13 protein-coding genes and 1 riboswitch are annotated in these 19531 nt (G+C 69.8%); of the genes, 5 read left to right on the top strand and 8 right to left on the bottom strand.

From position 1 onward, the window contains the following. Positions 1-623: 623 nt before the first annotated feature. Positions 624-1994 carry an HNH endonuclease signature motif containing protein gene (locus E3O47_RS02195; RefSeq protein WP_134419411.1) on the top strand — a complete coding sequence of 457 codons (1371 nt, stop codon included), beginning with the start codon at positions 624-626 and terminating at the stop codon, positions 1992-1994. 57 nt (positions 1995-2051) lie between these two features. On the opposite strand, the gene E3O47_RS02200 is transcribed toward E3O47_RS02195, so the two are convergent. From E3O47_RS02200 to E3O47_RS02230, 7 genes are all read right to left on the bottom strand, one after another. Next, positions 2052-2375, bottom strand: a complete 324-nt coding sequence (locus E3O47_RS02200) for a multidrug efflux SMR transporter (RefSeq protein WP_134342038.1) — start codon at positions 2373-2375, stop codon at positions 2052-2054. Between the two features lie 12 nt (positions 2376-2387). Then, a riboswitch (guanidine-III (ykkC-III) riboswitch) is annotated at positions 2388-2451 on the bottom strand. Between the two features lie 63 nt (positions 2452-2514). Further along, on the bottom strand, positions 2515-3078 hold the full coding sequence (gene sufU / locus E3O47_RS02205) for a Fe-S cluster assembly sulfur transfer protein SufU (RefSeq protein ID WP_134342039.1): 564 nt from the start codon (positions 3076-3078) through the stop codon (positions 2515-2517). Then, the gene (locus E3O47_RS02210; protein WP_134419412.1) at positions 3075-4391 is read right to left on the bottom strand and encodes a cysteine desulfurase; all 1317 of its coding nucleotides are present in this window, start codon (positions 4389-4391) and stop codon (positions 3075-3077) included. The genes sufU and E3O47_RS02210 overlap by 4 nt, the downstream gene beginning before the upstream one ends. A 55-nt stretch (positions 4392-4446) precedes the next feature. After that, the gene (locus E3O47_RS02215; protein ID WP_104099379.1) at positions 4447-5223 is read right to left on the bottom strand and encodes an ATP-binding cassette domain-containing protein; all 777 of its coding nucleotides are present in this window, start codon (positions 5221-5223) and stop codon (positions 4447-4449) included. Further along, positions 5220-6038, bottom strand: coding sequence for an ABC transporter permease (locus tag E3O47_RS02220; RefSeq protein WP_241972988.1), 819 nt, complete (start codon positions 6036-6038; stop codon positions 5220-5222). Before E3O47_RS02220 ends, E3O47_RS02215 begins: the two co-directional genes overlap by 4 nt. Positions 6039-6045: 7 nt before the next feature. Further along, entirely contained in the window at positions 6046-6840 is a 795-nt protein-coding gene (gene modA, locus E3O47_RS02225; RefSeq protein WP_198416238.1) for a molybdate ABC transporter substrate-binding protein, read from the bottom strand. After that, positions 6837-7259: a TOBE domain-containing protein gene (locus E3O47_RS02230; RefSeq protein ID WP_104171331.1), complete on the bottom strand. Its 423-nt coding sequence runs from the start codon at positions 7257-7259 to the stop codon at positions 6837-6839. The genes modA and E3O47_RS02230 overlap by 4 nt, the downstream gene beginning before the upstream one ends. A 168-nt stretch (positions 7260-7427) precedes the next feature. On the opposite strand from E3O47_RS02230, the gene E3O47_RS02235 reads away from it, so the two are divergent. From E3O47_RS02235 to E3O47_RS02250, 3 genes are all read left to right on the top strand, one after another. Beyond that, a complete protein-coding gene (locus E3O47_RS02235; protein ID WP_233194132.1) occupies positions 7428-7883 on the top strand; it encodes a MogA/MoaB family molybdenum cofactor biosynthesis protein in 456 nt (151 codons plus the stop codon). A 338-nt stretch (positions 7884-8221) separates the two neighbouring features. Beyond that, positions 8222-9232, top strand: a complete 1011-nt coding sequence (locus E3O47_RS02245; protein WP_134419415.1) for an FAD binding domain-containing protein — start codon at positions 8222-8224, stop codon at positions 9230-9232. Beyond that, a complete protein-coding gene (locus tag E3O47_RS02250) occupies positions 9229-12087 on the top strand; it encodes a molybdopterin-dependent oxidoreductase (RefSeq protein WP_134419416.1) in 2859 nt (952 codons plus the stop codon). Before E3O47_RS02245 ends, E3O47_RS02250 begins: the two co-directional genes overlap by 4 nt. Before the next feature lie 19 nt (positions 12088-12106). Here E3O47_RS02250 and pulA read toward each other — a convergent pair whose 3' ends face one another. After that, positions 12107-17896: a pullulanase-type alpha-1,6-glucosidase gene (gene pulA, locus E3O47_RS02255; RefSeq protein WP_134419417.1), complete on the bottom strand. Its 5790-nt coding sequence runs from the start codon at positions 17894-17896 to the stop codon at positions 12107-12109. Between the two features lie 204 nt (positions 17897-18100). Between pulA and E3O47_RS02260 the strand changes: the two genes are divergently transcribed. Further along, the gene (locus E3O47_RS02260) at positions 18101-19522 is read left to right on the top strand and encodes an amidohydrolase family protein (RefSeq protein ID WP_134419418.1); all 1422 of its coding nucleotides are present in this window, start codon (positions 18101-18103) and stop codon (positions 19520-19522) included. Positions 19523-19531 lie beyond the last annotated feature (9 nt).

The raw sequence follows: 19531 nt of genomic DNA on the forward strand, positions 1-19531 counted from the left end.
GCCTCCTTGGTGGTGCAGGTGATTCGTGGCGCGTGTGGAGGGGTAGACGTTGAAGCCGCCGCGTATCGGGCATCCCGCGCCGCACTGGATGTCGATCAGGGCGTGCTTCCGAGGCGGAGAGCCGACTGTCGGTGAAGCGGTGAGCGCGAATCGTGGCCGGAACTCCTCGCCCAGCAGGGGTAGGTTGACCACCCCGGCGGGCGTTGACTTTTCGCTTTTTCCACCTCAAACATACGCCGAAGGCCCGCCCGAGTGAAGAGCCGTTTCCGATGGCCAGCCCCGGTGGTCGGCCCGGTGGTCGGCCCGGTGGTCGAGCTTGTCGAGACCCGGTGCGTCGACCTCCAGAGGTTCGCCGGGGCATCCGTCGCGGTCGAATTCGCTGACCTCGGAGATTCTCGCGACACGCCGGGCAACCGGCGACCACAACCGGTGTTTTGCCAGAAATCTCCGCGTTTACGTGACAACGGATGCGTGCCGCCGGCCCAGTAGCGGATGCCCGCAGCGGGCCCTGGGCGCATTGCTCTACTCCTCCACAATACGGGTGCGATCAGGTTATCCACAGGGTACTGACGGGTGCCGATCTGGCCCCACGAATGTCAGTGGCCGCCCGTAACGTGTGACTCATGAAGCCCTCCTACCGTGAGCAGCTAGAACGCCTGGGTCGTCACTTCGATGCGATCCGGGAGACGCAGGCGGAGTCCGCCCGGGTCGACGCCCGCCTGGCCGAGCAGGTCGATCAGGCCCGCCGGTTCGCCGAGGTACTGGCCCTGGACGCGGTCCAGGCAGCCAAAGACAAGGCTCGGGAAGGTCCTCCGGCCATATCCGGGGTCACGGCCGGGGTGCCTCGTGCCCGGTGGGATGCCGCCATGGTCGCCAAACGGGAGTTCGTCACCGAGCTGGCGTGCACCCTGCGGCTGCCGGTGCGCTCGACCGAGACCCTGATCGCCGAAAGCCAGACCCTGATGAATGAGCTGCCCGCCACCCGGGCCGCGCTGCAGGACGGGTCGATCACGTACCGGCACGCGCAGGCGATCATGAACCAGGCCTGGTCACTCCCCGCCGAGGCACTGGCCGGGTTCGAAGAGGCGCTGTTGAAATCCGCTCCGCACCTGACCGTGGCCAACCTGAAGTACAAGGCACGCGTCATGCGGGAACGGCAGCACCCGGAGTCGATCACAGCCCGGCACCAGAAATCGGTGGCCGACCGCAAAGTGGTCTTCGAGCCGGAGCCCGACGGGATGGCGTCGCTGTACTGGTTCGACTCGGCGGAGAAGGTGAAGGCCGGGTACGACCGCCTCACCGTGATGGGGATGAGCCTGCAGGGCCCGAACGAGACCCGCGCGTTGACGCAGCTGCGGGCGGACGTCTTCGAAGACCTCATCCTCGACGGGGTCACCGCCTCCGGGGTGGGCAAGGGAATCCGGGGCTCGGTGCACGTGACCGTCCCGGTGATGACGCTCCTCGGCCACTCCGAGGAACCCGGGCACCTCAAGGGATACGGACCGATCGCCCCCGACACCGCACGCGAGATCGCGGCTCGGGCACCCGGCTTCATCCGAGTCCTGATCCACCCGGAGACGGGAGTGGTGCTCTCGGTCGGGCGCACCCGCTACAAGGTGCCGAAGGAACTGCGACGGTACCTCCGGGTGCGAGACGAAACCTGCCGGTGGCCGGGCTGCCGCCGGGCGGCGACACAGTGCGACATCGACCACACCCTCGACTGGCAGTTCGACGGGCTGACGGAGCACGGCAACCTGGCGCATCTGTGTCCGGCCGACCATGCGCTGAAGTCAGAGACCCGGTGGACCTACATGCACCTGTCGGACGGCACGCTGAAGTGGACATCGCCGACCGGGCGCACGTTCATCAGTGAGCCGGCCACGATCATCCGTGCGCCGGAGCGTCGACCGAAGCCGGGGCCGCATCCGCCGCCGAGGCCTTCATCTGACGCGAGGTCTCGGCCACCCGAAGCGGACGAGCCGCCACCGTTCTGATGTTCCACCGTTTTGATGCCCTGATGCTCGCAGCGTCGGACGCGCTCAGCGACCGACTCAGTGCGCGGCGTCGACGAATTTCAACCCGACGACGCACCCCACCAGGCCGAGGATGAGCACAATCTTCAGCAGGGAGGCCGGCTCGGCGCCGAAGACCATGGCGTAGAGCACGGTGAGCGCCGCGCCGATCCCGACCCAGACGGCATACGCGGTCCCGGTCGAGATGTCCCGCATGGCAAAGGCCAGCCCGCCCATGCTGAGCACGAGCGCCACCGCGAACACGACGGATGGCCACAGTCGGGTGAACCCGGCCGACTTACCGAGCGCCGTGGCCCAAACGGCTTCCAGGACCCCGGACACAATGAGGATGATCCACGACATGACAACAGCTCCCGTGGCCAGTCTTGTCGCGTGCCGGGTACTGAACCGTCGTCCGGAGCCGCGTCGCGCGGCCTCCGACCACCCTAGCCTCCGAGCCTGCGCGATCCCTGCGCAGACCCACACAAGCCCTACACGAGCCCTACCCCGCGAGCAGAGCCGCCTCGAACGCCACCCACGGCAGCATCGCGCACTTGACGCGGGCCGGGTAGCGGGAGACGCCGGCGAAGGCGGCAGCGTCACCGAGCACCTCCTCGTCGGGCTCGATCGTGCCGCGCGAGCGCAGCATCTCGCGGAAGGTATTCAGCACGGCCCGCGCGGTGGCGACGTTCTCGCCCCGCACGATGTCGTGCAGCACGGATGCCGAGGCCATCGAAATCGAGCATCCGTCGCCGGCCCAGGCGAACTCCTCGATCACGACATCGTCGGCAGGCTCGCCGGCCGACGCGGGCGAGCCCCCGGATTCACCGGCACGCCAGCCGATGCGCACGGTCACCTCGTCCCCGCAGGTCGTGTTCACCTGGTGCGACTCCGTCACGCGCAACCCGGAACCCGCACCGGCAGGAGAAGCAGCGCCAAGAGAAGCACCGGCAGCAGTCCCGGCTGCCTCGAGCGGTGGCAGCCCCTCCGCCGAGGCACCGTTCCGGGACTTGGCGTGGTCGAGGATGATCTGCTGGTAGAGCTGCTGCATGGCACTTTGGGTCATGACTTCACTCCGAAGAACGGGGCAACCTCGGCCAGGGTCGCCAGGAACCGGTCCACCTCGTCGGTGGTCGTGTACAGGTAGGTGCTCGCCCGCGTCGACGCGGTCACGCCGAGCCGGCGGTGCAGCGGCTGGGCGCAATGGTGCCCGACGCGCACCGCGATACCGGCCTCGTCGAGGTACTGACCGACATCGTGGGCGTGCACCCCGGCCAGGTCGAAACTGGCCAGACCAATGCGGTCGACTCCGGCCGGCGGCCCGAGCAGACGCACCCCGGGGATGCCGACGAGCCCAGCCACGAGGCGCTGCCCCAGTTCGGCCTCGCGCGCGGCGATGCGTTCCATCCCGGTCTCGGTCAGGTACTCCACCGCGGCGGCCAGGGCGATCGCCTGGGAGATGCGCTGGGTACCGGCCTCGAACCGCTGCGGCGGGGCGAGGAACTCGGCGGTGTGCATGTCCACGGTGGTGATCATGGATCCGCCGGTGAGGAACGGCGGCATGCCCGCGAGCAGCTCGGCCTTGCCGTAGAGCACACCGATGCCGGTCGGGCCGAGCATCTTGTGCCCGGAGAAGACGGCGAAGTCCACGTCGAGGGCGGCGACATCCACAGGAAGATGCGGCACCGACTGGCAGGCGTCCAGCAGCACCAGCGCGCCCACCGAGCGGGCCAGAGCTACGAGCTCGGCGACCGGGTTGATCGTGCCCACCACGTTGGAGGCGTGCGTGAGCGCGAGCAGGCGGGTGCGGGCTCCGATGACTGCCGCCGCCGCGGCCAGGTCGAGCGTGCCGTCATCTAGAACCGGGATGAACCGCAGGGTCGCGCCGGTACGCAACGCGAGCTGCTGCCACGGAATCAGGTTGGCGTGGTGCTCCATCTCGGTGACGACGATCTCGTCGCCGGCGCCGAGTGAGAATCGTGTCGCCGCGGGGCCGCCGAGGCCGAGCGACGCGTTGGAAAAGGCGTAGGCGACGAGGTTGATGCCCTCGGTCGCGTTCGACGTCCAGACGATCTCGTCGGCCTTCGCCCCGATGAACGCGGCCACGGTCGCCCGGGCTGCCTCGAACGTCTCGGTGGCTCCGAACGCGAGCGTGTGGGCCCCGCGGTGCACGGCTGCATTGCGCTGCTCGTAGAACTCCTGCTCGGCCTCCATGACGCTGAGCGGGTTCTGCGAGGTAGCGCCCGAGTCGAGGTAATTGAGCGGATGCCCATTGACCAGTTGATCGAGGATCGGGAAGTCGTTGCGGATGCGGTCGACTTCCTCGTCCGTCAGCGGGCGAGCCATCGCACGGGTGGACGGTGAAGCGGAAGACGTCATATCATCCAGCGTATTCCCTCCCCCGGGCAATGCACACCGAACTCTGACAGGGGTATCACGGCGAGGCAGACAGGTCGAGCCCGAACGTCAGGGCCCGGGTGAACTCGGCCTGCGGGTGCGCGAACACCGAACGGGTCGGCCCCTCCTCGATGATGCGCCCGCCCTGCAGCACAATCACCCGGTCGGCCAGCGCGAGGGCGTCGAGCGGGTCGTGGGTGACCAGGATGACGGACCGATCGAGCAGTACCCGGTGCAGCAACTGGCGCTGGGCGGGCACCGCCGCCACATCGAGCGCGGTCATGGGCTCGTCGAGCAGCAGCAGCCGCGGACTGGCCGCGAGAGCCCGGGCCACCGCGACCCGCTGGGCCTGGCCGCCGGACAGCATCCCGGGCCGCCGGTCGGCGAAGTCGGACACCTCGGCGGCGGCGAGCCACTCGTCGGCGAGAAGTCGTGACGCAGCCCGGGATTCCCCCGCGCTGCGCGGCCCGAACGCCACATTGTCGCGCACGTTCAGGTGCGGGAAGAGCAGCGGCTCCTGGGCGAGCAGCACCGTGCGTCGGGCGTGCGGCGGTGTGAAGATGCCCGGCCGCCTACCATCGGCACGGTCTGCACCGCCGGCACGGTCTGCACCGCCGGCCGCCAGATCGAAGAAGACCTGCCCGTCGAGGGTGGCCTTACCCGAGTCGGGCCGCAGCAGACCCGCGCAGAGCTCGAGAATGGTGGACTTGCCGGCCCCGTTGGAGCCGAGCAGCGCCACCGTCTCGCCCGGCGACACGGTGAAGGCGACCTCCAGTCCGCGCCGGCGCATCACGGCGGCCAGTTCGAAGGTCACGAGAGTCCGCGCGGCCGGTGGGTGGCGACCATCACGATCAGGGCGACGGCCACGAGGAGGAGAGCCAGGGCGACGGCCGCATCCGCATCCGTTTCCCGCTGTAGGTAGATCTCGAGCGGCAGCGTGCGGGTGACCCCCTGCAGGCTGCCGGCGAACGTGAGGGTCGCCCCGAACTCACCGAGCGCGCGCGCGAACGCGAGCACCGCGCCGGAGAGCAGACCGGGCAGCACCAGCGGTAGCGTCACCCGCCGGAAGACCGTGCCGGGGGTGGCGCCGAGCGTGGCGGCGACCGCCTCGAAGCGCGCGCCGGAGGCCCGCAGGGTCGCCTCCACGCTCAGCACCAGGAACGGCAGCGCCACGAAGGTCTGCGCGAGCACGACGGCGGTGGTCGAGAACGCGATCTGGATGCCGAGCACCTCGAAAGTCTCGCCGAGCAGGCCGCGGCGCCCGAAGGTCGACAGCAGGGCGATACCGCCCACAACGGGCGGCAGCACGAGCGGCAGCAGAACGACGGCGCGCACGAGGCGTTGTCCGGGAAACCGGCTGCGGGCCAGGCCGAGAGCCATCGGCACGCCGAACAGCAGGCAGAGCACGGTGCTCATCATGGCGGTGCGCAGGCTGAGCAGCAGCGCCGCGACCGCCGCTTCGGAGGTCACAAGCGCACCGAACCGGGACCAGTCAACGCGCAGGGTCATGCCCACGATCGGCAGCACGATGAACAGGACGCCGAGGGCAGCCACGAGGAGGGTCCAGCGGGGCACGCCGAGGGTGACCCGGCCGTCGTGGGGGCCGGTGTGGGAGTCGGAGCGACTCACCACCACCTCACGGCGCGCCAAAACCGGCCGCCCCAAGCACGGTCTGACCGGTCGCTCCGGTCACGAACCGGGTGAAGGCTGCCCCGAGCAGCGCCTGCTCACTGCCCGCCACGACGGCGATCGGGTATTCATTCACGGCCTGATCTGCCTCCGGCACCGGGATGCCGAGAACCGCGTCGCCGGCGGAGGTGACGTCGGTCACATAGACGAGCCCGGCATCCGCGTCGCCCGATGTGACCTTGCCGAGCACGCCGGTGACGGCGTTCTCTTCGCTCACCGGCGCGAGCCGGACGCCGGCCGCCGCCTCGAGGGCCGGCAGCGCGGTGCCGCACGGCACCTGCGGCGCGCAGACCACTACGTCCACATTCGGCGCGGCGAGGTCGGCGAAGGAATCGATGCCGGCCGGGTTGTCGGCGGGCACGGCGATCATGAGGGTGTTGGTGGCGAAGACCACCGGGACGCCGTCGAGGAGGCCGTCGCCGCTGAGCTTGGCCATGGTCCTGGCGTCCGCCGCCGCGAAAACATCGGCAGGGGCGCCCTCCCGGATCTGGGTAACGAGGTCGGCCGATCCCCCGAAGTTGAGCGCGACCGTTACGCCGGGATGGACGGCCTCGAACCGGTCGGCCAGCTCGGTGAAGGTCTCGGTGAGGGATGCCGCGGCGAACACGGTGAGCGTCTCGCCCTGCTCCGTAGACGCCCCGGTCGCCCCCGACGAGGCTCCGGCCGTTCCTGCGCAGCCGGCCAGCACGACGGATGCCGCCGCCAGCCCGACCGCGACGCGCACGCTCCACAATAGGGTCACGACTGGCCCTTCGGGGTTTCGACGATCACGGTGGTGGCCTTGACCACGGCCACGGCCACCGACCCCGGCACCAGGCCGAGGTCACGCACGGCCTCGGTGCTCATCAGGGACACCACCCGGTGGGGGCCGCACTGCAGCTCGACCTGGCTCATCACCGGATCGCTCACCACGCGGGTGACCAGCCCGACGAAACGGTTGCGGGCCGAGCTCGCCGTCGTGGACGGATCCGCGGGCGACAGCGCGTCCTCTCGGGCCAGCGCGGTCTCCCGGGCCAGATGGGCCAGGTCGGATCCGTCGACGACCATGCGTCCGGCGTCGTCGGTGCTCGCGGCGAGCGCCCCATTGTCGATCCAGCGCCGCAGGGTGTCGTCGCTGACCCCGAGGTATCCGGCGGCTTCTTTAATCCGTATCTGAGACATATTGAGCATCTTATTACCGCATCTGCGGAATAGACACCGGGAGGTGCGTGAACGCGGCTGCCGCAGTGGGGCAGGATGGAGCGCGTGACCGCCACAGCGAACCTTCCGTCGACTCCGTCCGAACCCACCGAACCACGCGCACCGCGCGCACCGCGCCGCGCGCAGGTCATTGTCGCCTCCACCCGCGCCGCAGCCGGGGTCTACCCGGACCGCACCGGCCCCGTCCTCGATGCCTGGCTGCGAGAGCGCGGCTTCACGCTCGGCGAGCGCCGCGTCGTGCCCGACGGCGCCCCGGTCGGCGCTGCCCTGATCGAGGCCCTCGACGCTGGCATCGACCTTGTGATCACCACGGGCGGCACGGGCGTCAGCCCCCACGACCTCACCCCCGAGCAGACCCTCCCGCACCTCGACCGGCTGCTCCCCGGGCTGATGGAGGAATTCCGCCGCCGCGGCGCCGCATCCACCCCTCTGGCCGTCATCTCGCGCGGTCACGCCGGGATCGCCCGCGGGCGCACCCTGGTGATCAACCTCCCCGGCTCCCCCAACGGCGTGAAGGATGGACTGGGTCTCCTCGCCGACGTGCTCGACCACATCCTCGACCAGCTCCACGGTGTGGACCACTAGCTGGGCTGGCCCCACTGGCCCCTCTGGCTCCACTAACCCTGTGGCTCCACTAGCCCCACTAACCCCTCTGGCTCCACTAGCCCCACTGGCTCCGGCCCGAACGAATTCGACGGAGATTCTGGTCAAATCGGCACAAAACACGCCTAAAATCCGCTTTTGGCTCAAAATCTCCGTCGAATTGGTTCGCCCCCGCCCTTCCGCGCACCCGTGCCCTGCGCGAAAACAGGGTGGCTCGCCGTGAGGATGCCGCGAGCGAGCGCGTCGACTCGCGGGGCGACACGGGCGAGTGGATAATTCAGGGTGTCGACCTGCACCCGAGCGGTCGAGTGAGGGAAACGATGGACCTCAACACCGTGCTCACGATCACCCCCGCCCGTCACCGGGGCGATCTCGCGCTCCTCGACGCCCAGGTGGCCCCGCTCGCGGGCGGCTCCGACCTGTTCGCCGACCCGCAGACGCACCTCACCGGGCTGGTCGACCTGCAGACCCTGGGCTGGCCCGCTCTGACCCTGACGACGGATGCCGGCACCCCGGACACCGGCCCAGGTGCCGCCACCGGCACGGATGCCCACACCGGCGAGCGCGCCACCGGCACCACCCCCTGCCTCGTCATCGCCGCCACCTGCACCATCGCCGAACTCTCCCGGCTGGCGGCCGCACCCGGCTGGACCGCGCATCCGCTGATCTACCAGTGCTGCACCGCCCTCTACGGCTCATTCAAGATCTGGAACGTCGCCACCGTCGGCGGCAACCTCTGCGCCTCCCTGCCGGCCGGCCCGATGACCAGCCTGGCTGCCGCCCTCGACGCGGAGGTGCTGATCTGGCGTCGTGACGGCAGCGACGAACGGATGCCCGCAGCGTCCTTCGTCACCGGCAACACCACCAACGCGCTCCGCACCGGCGATGTGCTGCGGTCCATCCACGTGCCGACCTCTTCGCTGGCGGCCCGCACCGCATACCGCAAGATCGCCCTCTCCCCACTCGGCCGCTCCGGCGCCGTGCTGATCGGCCGGCTCGACCGCGCCGACCTCTCCGACAGCGACGACACGACCGCCCGCGACGCCAGCGACGGCACCGGCCGCTTCGTGCTCACCGTCACCGCCGGCACTGTGCGTCCGGTGCAACTGCGCTACGATTCCCTGCCCGACGCGGGCACACTCGCCCAGGACATCGCCGCCATCGACTGCTGGTTCACGGATGCTCACGGCGCCGCCGACTGGCGCCGCGCCGTGAGCGGCGTGCTCGGCGAGGAGATCCGAGCAGAGCTGGAACAGCAGCCCGAACCGAGACAAGAACCCGAACCGGCCGCGCGAGACCAGGCGGCACCCCGGAACGGAGACCGCTCATGAGATTCCAGATCAACGGCGAACCCGTCGACGCCTCCCCTGCCCCCGGGCAGTGCCTGCGCTCCTTCATCCGCGACCAGGAGCACTTCGAAGTCAAGAAGGGCTGCGACACCGGCGACTGCGGCGCCTGCTCCGTGCTGGTCGACGGCACTCCGGTGCACTCCTGCATCTACCCGGCGTTCCGGGCCGAGGGCACAGAGGTCACGACCGTGGCCGGGCTCGGCCTGCCCGGTGATCTGGCCCCGATCCAGCAGCGCTTCGTCGACGCCGCCGGGTTCCAATGCGGGTTCTGCACCGCCGGCATGATCGTGACCGCGTCCGCCCTGACCGAGACCGACCTTGACGACCTCCCCCGCCTGCTCAAGGGCAACCTGTGCCGCTGTACCGGCTACCGCGCCATCGAGGACGCCATCCGCGGCAGCCACACCCCCGTCAACGGCTCAGCCAGGTCAGACAGCTCCTGTCGCACCGACGCACCGGCACGCACCGGCCTGGGCCCGGTCGTCCAGACCGGACCGCGCCCCGGCACGGTCGGCACCTCCCTGGCGGCCCCGGCCAGCGAACGCGTGGTCAGCGGGCAGGAGCCGTACACCCTCGACGTCACGGTGCCCGGCCTCCTGCACCTCAGCGTGCTGCAGAGCACGCAGGCGCACGCGCGCATCCGTTCAATCCAAACCGAGGCAGCCGCGGCCCTGCCCGGGGTGCACGCCGTGCTTACCCACGCCGACTCCCCAGCTACCCTGTTCTCCACCGCCCGGCACGAGGACCGCCTCGACGACCCCGACGACACCCTCGTGCTCGATTCGGTCGTGCGGTTCCGCGGCCAGCGCGTCGCGGCCGTCGTCGCCGACACCCTCGCCATCGCCGAGGCCGCCTGCCGCCTGATCGAGATCGACTACGAGACGCTCCCGGCCGTCTTCGACCCGCACGCCGCTCTCCTGCCCGGCGCTCCCCTGGTGCACGGCGACAAGGACGCCACCGCGAGCCGGCTGGCCGACCCGACCCGCAACCTGGTGGCCGAGCTGCACGGCGAATACGGCGACATCGCGGCCGGCCTGGCCGGCGCCGCCCACAGCGTGAGCGGAACCTGGCAGACCCAACGGGTGGCGCATACCCATTTGGAGACGCACGCCACCATCGGCTGGCTGGAGCCCGGCACGGCAGACGCATCGGCAGGCGGCGACCGGCTCATCCTGCGCACCAGTTCCCAGGTGCCGTTCCTGGTGCACCGCGAGATCTGCCGCCTGTTCGCCCTCGACCCGGGGCGGCTGCGCGTGTTCACAGCCCGGGTCGGCGGCGGCTTCGGCGGCAAGCAGGAAATTTTGACCGAGGACATCGTCGCGCTCGCGGTGCTGAAGACCGGGCGCCCCGTGCAATACGAGTTCAGCCGTTCCGACGAGTTCACCCTCTCCCCGGCCCGTCACCCCATGCGCATCGACGTCACCCTCGGCGCCGACGACGCCGGCCGCCTCACCGCACTGAAGCTGGGTGTGCTCGCCGACACCGGCGCCTATGGCAACCACGGCCCCGGGGTGATGTTCCACGGCAGCTCCGAGTCGGTCAGCCTCTATCGGGTGCCCAACAAGCGGGTGGATGCCCGAAGCGTCTACACGAACAATCTCCCCTCGGGCGCCTTCCGCGGCTACGGCCTCGGCCAGGTGATCTTCGGCGTCGAGTCCGCACTCGACGAGCTCGCCCGCACCGTCGGCATCAACCCGTTCGACCTGCGCCGGCGAAACTCGGTCGGCCCGAACGACCCGCTCGTGGTCACCCACGTGGAGGGTGAGGACCTCATCTTCGGCAGCTACGGACTCGACCAGTGCTTCGACCTGGCCCAGTCGGCCCTGGCCCGCGGCAACGGCGCCACCGTGCCGCTCGGCGAGCACTGGAAGACCGGCGAGGGCATGGCCACCGCCATGATCGCGACCACCCCGCCGCGCGGGCACTACGCGCAGGCCTCGGTCACCCTCGAAAACGCGGTCCTCGAATCCCCCACCCACTACACCGTCCGCGTCGGCACGGCCGAGTTCGGCAACGGCACCACCACGGTGCACGCGCAGCTCGCCGCCACGGCCCTGCACACGACTCCCGACCGGATCGAGATCCTGCAGTCCGACACGGATGCCATCGGCTACGACACCGGCGCGTTCGGCTCCGCGGGCGTCGTCATCGCCGGCAAGGCCGTGCTCGCGGCGGCGAACGACCTGGCCGACACGCTGCGGTCCGCCGCCACGGAGAGTCACCCGGAGATCCCCGCCGCCGCCTGGACCCTGGAACCCGACGGGCTGCGCAGCGGAGCGGTGTTCGTGACACTGGCCGAACTGGCCGGGCAGGCATCCGTAACCGGGGCATCCGCGCCCGGGGCCTCCGCTCTCCGCGGTGTCGGCGCCGAAGACGGCGCCCGCCGCTCGGTGGCGTTCAACGTGCACGCGTTCCGGGTGGCCGTGAACACGCAGACCGGCGAGGTGCGCATTCTGCAGTCGATCCAGGCGGCGGATGCCGGGGTCGTGATGAACCCGGAGCAGTGCCGCGGCCAGATCGAGGGTGGGGTCGCGCAGGCGATCGGCACCGCGCTCTACGAGGAGGTCATCCTCGACGGGGCGGGCACCGTGACCACGAGCGTGCTGCGGAATTACCACATCCCGCAGCTCGCCGACCTGCCCGTGACCGAGGTGTACTTCGCGGACACGAGCGACGTGCTCGGCCCGTTCGGGGCGAAGTCGATGAGCGAGTCGCCCTACAACCCGGTGGCGCCCGCCTTGGCGAACGCGGTGCGCGACGCCATCGGCATCCGTCCCACCGAACTGCCGATGTCGCGCGACCGGATCTGGCGGCTGCTGCACCCCGTTCGCTCCTGAACGGGGTGCGATCCGCGGGTTACCGCTTCTTCGCCGTCCGCTCCTGCGCGTCGACGAGCACCGCGACCGTGCGGGCCGGAACCGTTACCGTGCCGGTCGCCGCGTCCCAGGTCGTCGACTTGACGAGCGCATCCGTCCCGGCGGCCTGGATGCCGCTGAGGGCGTAGCCGCGCCCGGCCAACTCGCTGAGCAGAACCGTCTGAGGTTCGGGGCTGGCGTTGAAGAGCACCAGCAGGCCGTCCAGTTTCTTGTCGACGTCGCCTCCCACCGTGTCGTCGACGCTCATCGCGATGACGCCGGGGGTGGCGTCGGGTCCGCTGGCCGGGAAGGTCAGCTTCTGGTTGATCAGCTTCGCATCGCCGAGCCGGAACAGTTCGGTCGACTGTTTGAGGCGCAGCAGGTCCTGGGCCTGGGCCGACGCGAAGCTGATGTCGTCCGGCGTCGGCTTGAGGGCCGGGTCCTCGAGCAGCGGGCGCATGATGGCCCACTTGTCCTCGTTGGCGGCCGCTGACGGCAGACCGACGCCGAAGTTGCTGGTCTGGCCGGTCCAGTCGATGCGGTTGAACCAGTCGCCCGAGTTGTAGCTGTCGCGGTCGAGCGACTTCGAGCGCAGCAGGTCGGTTCCGGCGTGCCAGAGCGATGGCGCCTGCGACAGGGTCGCGGTGGCAAGGGACAGGGTGTTCATTCGCACCCGGTCACTCATCCCGGTGTCGGCCGGCAGCTTGAGGGCGAGCAGGTCGTAGAGCGTCTCGTTGTCGTGCGCGTCGACGTAGTTGATCACCTCGTCCGGCTGGTCCGCATACCCGGCCGGCGACCCGTTGTAGTCGAGTTCGTCGCCGCGCTTCACCGTGCCGTCGCTGGTGACGAAGCTGAAGTCGCGCAGGTTCGCGGCCAGGCCGAGCCGCACCAGGTCGCTGACCTGCCCGAGCCGGGCGAGCGCCTGCTCGGGGGTGCCGTTGATCGCCACGCCGTTGGGATCGGTGCCGAGCCCGGTGCCGAAGCCCTGCTGCTGCACGGTGCTGCCGTCGACGGGGCTGCCGCCATGCACCGCGTCGCGCAGCCGGTCGTTGAACGTGCCGATGCCGGTTCCGCCCAGCTGGCCCTGCGTCGCCTGCTCGAACAGGGCGTTGTTCGCGACCTCGCCGAAGTTCCAGCCCTCACCGTAGAGGTAGATCGCCTGGCCGTTCACGCCGTCCTTTTTCAGGGTGAGCGCGTCGAGGGCATCCCGCACGGCCAGCAGGTTGGCCTTCGAGTGGTGGCCCATCAGGTCGAACCGGAACCCGTCCACGCGGTACTCCTTCGCCCAGAGCACGACGGAGTCGACCATGAGCTTCTGGGCCAGTTCGTGCTCGGTGGCGATGTTCTGGCAGCAGGTGGAGGTCTCGACGGAGCCTTGCGGGTTGAGACGGTGGTAGTAACCGGGCACGACCTGGTCGAGCACCGATTTCTCCCCCTGGCCGCTCTGCGCGGTGTGGTTGAACACCTCGTCGAGTACGACCTGCAGGCCGTCCTCGTGCAGGGCCCCCACCATGCCGCGGAACTCGGCCACCCGGGCGCCGCCGTGGGCGTTCACCGCGTAGGACCCCTCCGGCGCCGAGAAGTGGAACGGGTCGTAGCCCCAGTTGAAGCCGTCCTGGTCCATGATCGCCTGGATGCACGCCTGCTGGCCCGGCGAGGCCGGTCCGAAGGAGGCCAGGTCGCAGGCCGGAACGGCCTGGAGGGCGCGGTCTTCCTGGATCGTGGCGATGTCGAAGGTCGGCAGCAGGTGCACGGTGTTGAGCCCGGCAGCCGCCAGCTCGGACAGATGCCGGGTTCCCGCGCTGTCGACCCCGAACGCGCCGTAGGTGCCGCGGAGCTCTTCCGGCACGGTGTCGTCGGAGATCGAGAAGTCGCGCACGTGCAGTTCGTAGATCGACCGGTCCACGGCCTTCTCGATGACCGGCGCCTTCGCTTTCTCCCACGCCTTGGGGCGGTAAGCCTTATCGGCCAGGTCGATGAGCACCGACCGGGTGGAGTTTTGCGTCAGGGCGACCGAGTACGGGTCGGTGACCTGGTTCACCTCGATCTTCCCCGTCGTCGGCGCGAACACCGTGACCTCGAAGACGAAGGATGCGCCGGTCCAGTTCTTGGCGCCGGTCGCGGTCCACGTGCCGTCATCCTGGCGCGTCAACGCGATGCGCTCCGGGTCGGCCGTGTCGCCCGCCGTCCAGACGAGCGCGTCGACGTTCTGCGCCGTGGGAGCCCAGACCGCGATCGTGGGCCGCTTCTTGGACCAGGTGACGCCGAGCGTCCGGTCCGCTGCGGCATCCGCGTAGAGGTCGTCGAGCACGCCGGGCAGTTGCACGCCCGTGAACGCGGTGAGGATGCCTGTGGTGTCGTCGGTGTCGGTGCCGGTGTCGGTGCCGGACTGGGCCACCGCCAGCTGGGTGGTCAGCAGCCGTTCCAGCTCCACCCGGTCCACACCGACCGGGCGCAGGGCCACGGACCCGGCGAGGGCCGGGAAACGCGCTTTCTCCGCGTCGGAGAGACCGGCCGGGTCGTACTCGAGGGCGACCGTGTCACCGCCGGTCACCGCTCCGTCGACGACCGCCAGGTCGGCGGACGACGAGGAGTGCAGCGTGTAACCGAGCGCGGCCGGGTCGGCATTCGCGGGCAGCAGGTCACGCGGCCAGGCGAGGGTCTTCTCGCTCACCCAGTGCGCGCGCTGCGCTCCGGTGCCGGCCAGCGGCGGGTCGGTCACCGTGATCGTGAGCACGTGGGCGGCGAGGTCGTAGCTGAACAGGGTTTCCTTGCCCTCGGTGGCCGTGAACGACAGGTTCGCTCCGTTCGGCACGCCGTCGGCGCCATAGTTCTCGTCCCAGCCGAGGTTGTGCGCGACCTTCGCCTCGTACGAGCCGGTCGGCAGGGTGTTCGAACTCAGGGTGAGGATGCCGTCGCCGTCCACGTCCTGCAGCCAGGTTGCGAGGCAGTCCGGTTTCCAGTCTCCGGGGCAACCGGCCTCCTCCTGGAAGGAACCGGCCGCGACGACGATATCGCCCTCGGCCGTGCCCTGAAAGAAGTTGTTGCGCGGGTCGAAGTAGAACGTGACCGGGCCGCCGTCGGTCGTGTAGCTCACGTTGTCGCCGCCGGGAACCCCGCCGGAACCGTAGTTGAGGTCCCAGGAGCCGTTGACGGCGATCTTGTACTCGTAGTCGCCGGCCGGAAGGTCGAAGGTGCCGGCGTAGATGCCGTCGGCCCGGAGGGTCAGTTTCGCGGCCTCACAGCCGGGCTGCCAGTCCCCGGCACAACCCATCTCGGAGTTGTGACTACCGGCCACCGTGACCAGGTCGATCGCGGCGTCGGGCGTGCCGGTATCGGCGAGCGAAACCGTGTTGCCCACGGAGGCGAAGCTGGACGCGGCGGCCCGCTGGCCGGCGGCATCCGTGGAGACGGCGCGGTATTCGACCAGGGTGCCCGTGGCGAGGCCGGCGGTGTCGTGGAAGACCCGCGGAGTGGTGTCTTCGGCGGTGCCGAGGCTGGTCCACGCAGTGTCACCCACGACCCGCCAGGCGAAGCCGGTCTCCTGCCAGGTCCCGTCGTCGACGGTGGCCCCGACGGGTGAGACGCCGGTGACGCCGGCTCCGGCTGCCGGGGCGGCGACCGTGATCGCGGCGGCCGCGGCCGGAGCGCTGACGGGTCGGTCGGCCACGAGCACGACCGAGCCGCGGGCCGGCACGGTGACGGCCAGATCCCCGGTGTCGCCGGATACCGCGGAAGCGGTGTCGCCGAACAGCACCGAGTAGGACGCACCCGTGGTGAGGGTGGGGATCGTCACGGTTTTCGCCGCGGCCGAGTTGTTGACGGCGACGAGGTGTTCGATCTTCTCCGTGCGGTCGACCCGGCTGAACGCGTAGACGCCGGCCCCGGTGTCGGCGTAGCGCTCGATCTGGGCGCCCGTCGCGAGGGCCGGGTGGTCGCTCCGCAGCGCGGAGAGCTCAGCGATCCGACTGTAGAGCGGCGCATCCGTCCCGAACCGGTCGATCGAACCGGCGGTCTCGCCGGTGATCAGCGGCTGGTTCGCGTACTCGGGCACCTGGCTGGCGAACAGCGACTGGCGGGCGTCCTTGTCGCCGCCCGCGCCCATGAAACCCTGCTCGTCGCCGTAGTAGACCACCGGCTGGCCGCGGGTCAGGAACATGAGCTCGTGGGCGAGCACGTCGCGGGCAAGCGGGTCATCGGTGTTCTTCAGGAAGTAGCCGATCCGGCCCATGTCGTGGTTGCCGAGGAAGGTCGGCAGCGCGGAGGCGTTGGAGTCGGGAGTCGTGTAGAGGTCGTCGGAGGCGAACAGCTGGCTGAGCCCCTTCGCGGAGTTGCCGGCGGCGAAGCTGGTCGCCTGCGACTGGAATCCGAAGTCGAGCACCGAGTTGAGGTCGGTCTTGCGCACGTACGGGGACGTCTTCGCGGCATCCGCGTCGTAGACCTCACCGAACATGAAGAAGTCGGGCTTGCCCGCGGCGTGCGCGTAGTCGAGCACCTGCGTGGACCACGTGTCCCAGAACTCCAGGTTGACGTGCTTGACCGTGTCGATGCGGAAGCCGTCGATACCGAGGTCGACCCAGTCCGTGTATACGTCGACGAAGCCGTTCACGACGGCCGGGTTCTCGGTCATCAGGTCGTCGAGGCCGGAGAAGTCGCCGTCGAGGTTGCTCTCACCCTCGAAGGTCGAATCTCCCCGGTTGTGGTAAAGCGTCGGGTCGTTCAGCCAGGCCGGCACCTTGGCCGTGGCGTCGGCGGCCGCGACGAACGGCGTGTAGGGGAAGGATGTCCCGTCGAGGGTCGGGAATTCGTCGGTCCCCGCGTAGTCGGCCGGGTCGAAGGGCTCGCCGGCCGCGGTCGTGTAGGGCGACGTCGCCTTGTCGATGTAGGAGTACTGCTTCTCCTCGTTGTCGATGACGTCGGCGGTGTGGTTGGTGATGATGTCGAAGTACACCTTGATGCCGCGGGCGTGCGCGTCGTCGATGAGCGCCTTGAGCTCGGCGTTGGTGCCGAGGTGCGGGTCGATCTGGGTGAAGTCGGTGATCCAGTAGCCGTGGTAGCCCGCGGACGCGTTCGCGCCCTCGCCCTGCACGGCCCGGTTCTTGAAGGACGGCGTGAGCCAGAGGGCGCTCGTGCCGAGACCCTCGATGTAGTCGAGCTGGGAACGGAGCCCGGCGAGGTCGCCGCCGTTGTAGAAGCCCTTGTTCGCGGGGTCGTAGCCGGATACCAGTGGGTCGTCGCCGAGGCCGGCGGTGTTGTTGGCCGGGTCGGCGTCCTTGAACCGGTCGGTCATCACGAAGTAGAACTGCTCGTCGCTGCCGGGCTGGCGGATGGGCGCGGCCGCCACGGCCTCGTCCTCCGCGGAGTAGGCACCGGCCAGGGAGAGTACCTCGAGGCCGACGCGCTTCCGGCCGAGGTCGAAGGTGAAGCTCATTCGGCTTTCACCGGCGATGGTCAGCGGGATGTTGTCGGCGCCACCGACCAGCCCGTAGGTCTCGTCCCACGCGTCGTTGAGGGCGACCTTGTAGTCGTAGCTGCCGGCCGGCACCGTGAACTCGGCGGACCAGACCCCGTCGACGCCCGTCGGGGCCAGCTCGGTGGACTCGCAGGCCGGCTGCCAGTCCTCCGTGCAGCCCAACTCGCTCTGCAGGCTGCCGACCAGGGCGACCGTCGGGGTGGCGGCGGCCGCGGACACCTCGGAGAAGGCGAGACCGGAGAGAACGATCGCGCCGGCTCCGATCGTGGCCACAATGCGGCGGATGGCCGGGCGGCGTGTAGCGGTGCGTTTCGTCAACAGTGACTCCCCCTGTCTCGCGCCCGGTGGCGCTGAGAACAACAGATGTGACGCTACTCCGTCGCGTACCGCTTATGCAAGCGTTTGCTGCAAGCGTTTACTTGATCGCGCGGCGGTCGAGCCTGACGACCCCCAATACACTGAACGAGTCCGGTGGAAACGAGTCCAGTGGAAGAGAACGACGAACAGAGAACGGGCTCTCACGTGACACCGTCCAGCCGGGTCTACCGCGGCCACATCTTCCACATTGCCGGCTCCCCCACCGTGGCCGCCGCGCACCGGCACCTCGTGTCCCTGCCCGACGGCGTCCTGGTGACCACCGACACGGGCCGGATCGCCTGGGTGGGCTCATTCGTCGACCTCCCTGCCGTCTACGAAACCCTGGCGGTCACCGACAACCGGGGCGGTTTCATCCTGCCCGGCTTCGTCGACACCCACGTGCACTTCCCGCAGACCTATTCCACGGATTCCTATGGCGGCGGCCAGCTGCTCGAGTGGCTGGACAACTGCGTCTTCCCGGCCGAGGCTCGCCTGGCCGACCCCGGGTTCGGCGAGCAGATCGCCCGGGACTTCACCCGTCGCCGCGTCGCCGCGGGCACGACCAGCGCCCTGGTCTTCGGCTCCGCGTTCCCTCCCGCGCAGGACGCCCTGTTCGAGGAGTCGCACCGGGCCGGACTGCGCCTGGTCAGCGGACGCGGAATCCAGACGGTCGGTTCGAAGCCCTCGCAGGCGCTGCTCACGAGCGAGGCCAGGGCCCTGGAGCTTGTGACGGATGAGATCGCCCGCTGGCACGCGGTCGACACCGGCGACGCCGCCACCGCGCTGCTTCAGGTGGCGGTGGTGCCGCGATTCAGCCTCTCCGTCACCCCCACGACCCTGGCGGGGCTCGGCGAGCTCTACGACGCGGTGCGCGGCCAGGGGGTCTACTTCCACAGCCACCTGAACGAGAACAACCGGCCCGGCACGGGCGAGATCGAGGCCGTGAAGTCGGTCTACCAGGTCGAAACCTACCTCGACACCTACGACGGCCGGTTCCTGCCGGGTTCGGCGCGAGGCGGGTCGAGCCTACTGGGGCGGCGCAGCATCCTCGCCCACGCCGTGCACTGCGAGAACAGCGAGCTGGCTCGCCTGGCCGAGACGGGAACGAGCGTGGCGCACTGCCCCACGTCGCAGCAGTTCCTGGGATCGGGCACCATGCCGTGGCTGCGCACGACGTCGTTCGGCGTGAATGTGGCGATCGGGTCGGATGTCGGCGCGGGCGACGAATGGCTCATCTCCCGGGTGCTCAACGACTGTTTCAAGGTGCACCTCTCCGAGCCCGGAGAGGCGGGCCTGTCGCTGGATCCGGCCGCCCTGCTCTTCACCGGCACCCTGGCCGGCGCGCGCGCACTCGACATGGAGGCCCGGTTCGGCAACTTCGACGTGGGCAAGGACGCCGACTTCCTCCTGATCGAGCCGGACCGCTGGGAGCCCCTTGCCACGGTGCTCGAGCGCGGCATCCGGGCCGACGACGAGGAGATGGCCACCGACCAGACCCTCTTCGCGCTTCTGCTGGCCCTCCGCCAGCCCGCGATCGCCGGCGTCTTCGTGCGCGGCCGCCGGGTGCTCGCCCCGACCGGTGGTTGAGCCGCCCGG

This window comes from Cryobacterium sp. TMT2-17-1 (genome assembly GCF_004402765.1).
In the GTDB taxonomy this organism is placed as follows: domain Bacteria; phylum Actinomycetota; class Actinomycetes; order Actinomycetales; family Microbacteriaceae; genus Cryobacterium; species Cryobacterium sandaracinum.

Bases quoted from the DNA above. Each gene is read 5' to 3' on its own strand.
- E3O47_RS02195 (WP_134419411.1), top strand. From the start codon at position 624: ATGAAGCCCTCCTACCGTGAGCAGCTAGAACGCCTGGGTCGTCACTTC.
- E3O47_RS02200 (WP_134342038.1), bottom strand. From the start codon at position 2,375: ATGTCGTGGATCATCCTCATTGTGTCCGGGGTCCTGGAAGCCGTTTGG.
- sufU (WP_134342039.1), bottom strand. From the start codon at position 3,078: ATGACCCAAAGTGCCATGCAGCAGCTCTACCAGCAGATCATCCTCGAC.
- E3O47_RS02210 (WP_134419412.1), bottom strand. From the start codon at position 4,391: ATGACGTCTTCCGCTTCACCGTCCACCCGTGCGATGGCTCGCCCGCTG.
- E3O47_RS02230 (WP_104171331.1), bottom strand. From the start codon at position 7,259: ATGTCTCAGATACGGATTAAAGAAGCCGCCGGATACCTCGGGGTCAGC.
- E3O47_RS02245 (WP_134419415.1), top strand. From the start codon at position 8,222: ATGGACCTCAACACCGTGCTCACGATCACCCCCGCCCGTCACCGGGGC.
- E3O47_RS02250 (WP_134419416.1), top strand. From the start codon at position 9,229: ATGAGATTCCAGATCAACGGCGAACCCGTCGACGCCTCCCCTGCCCCC.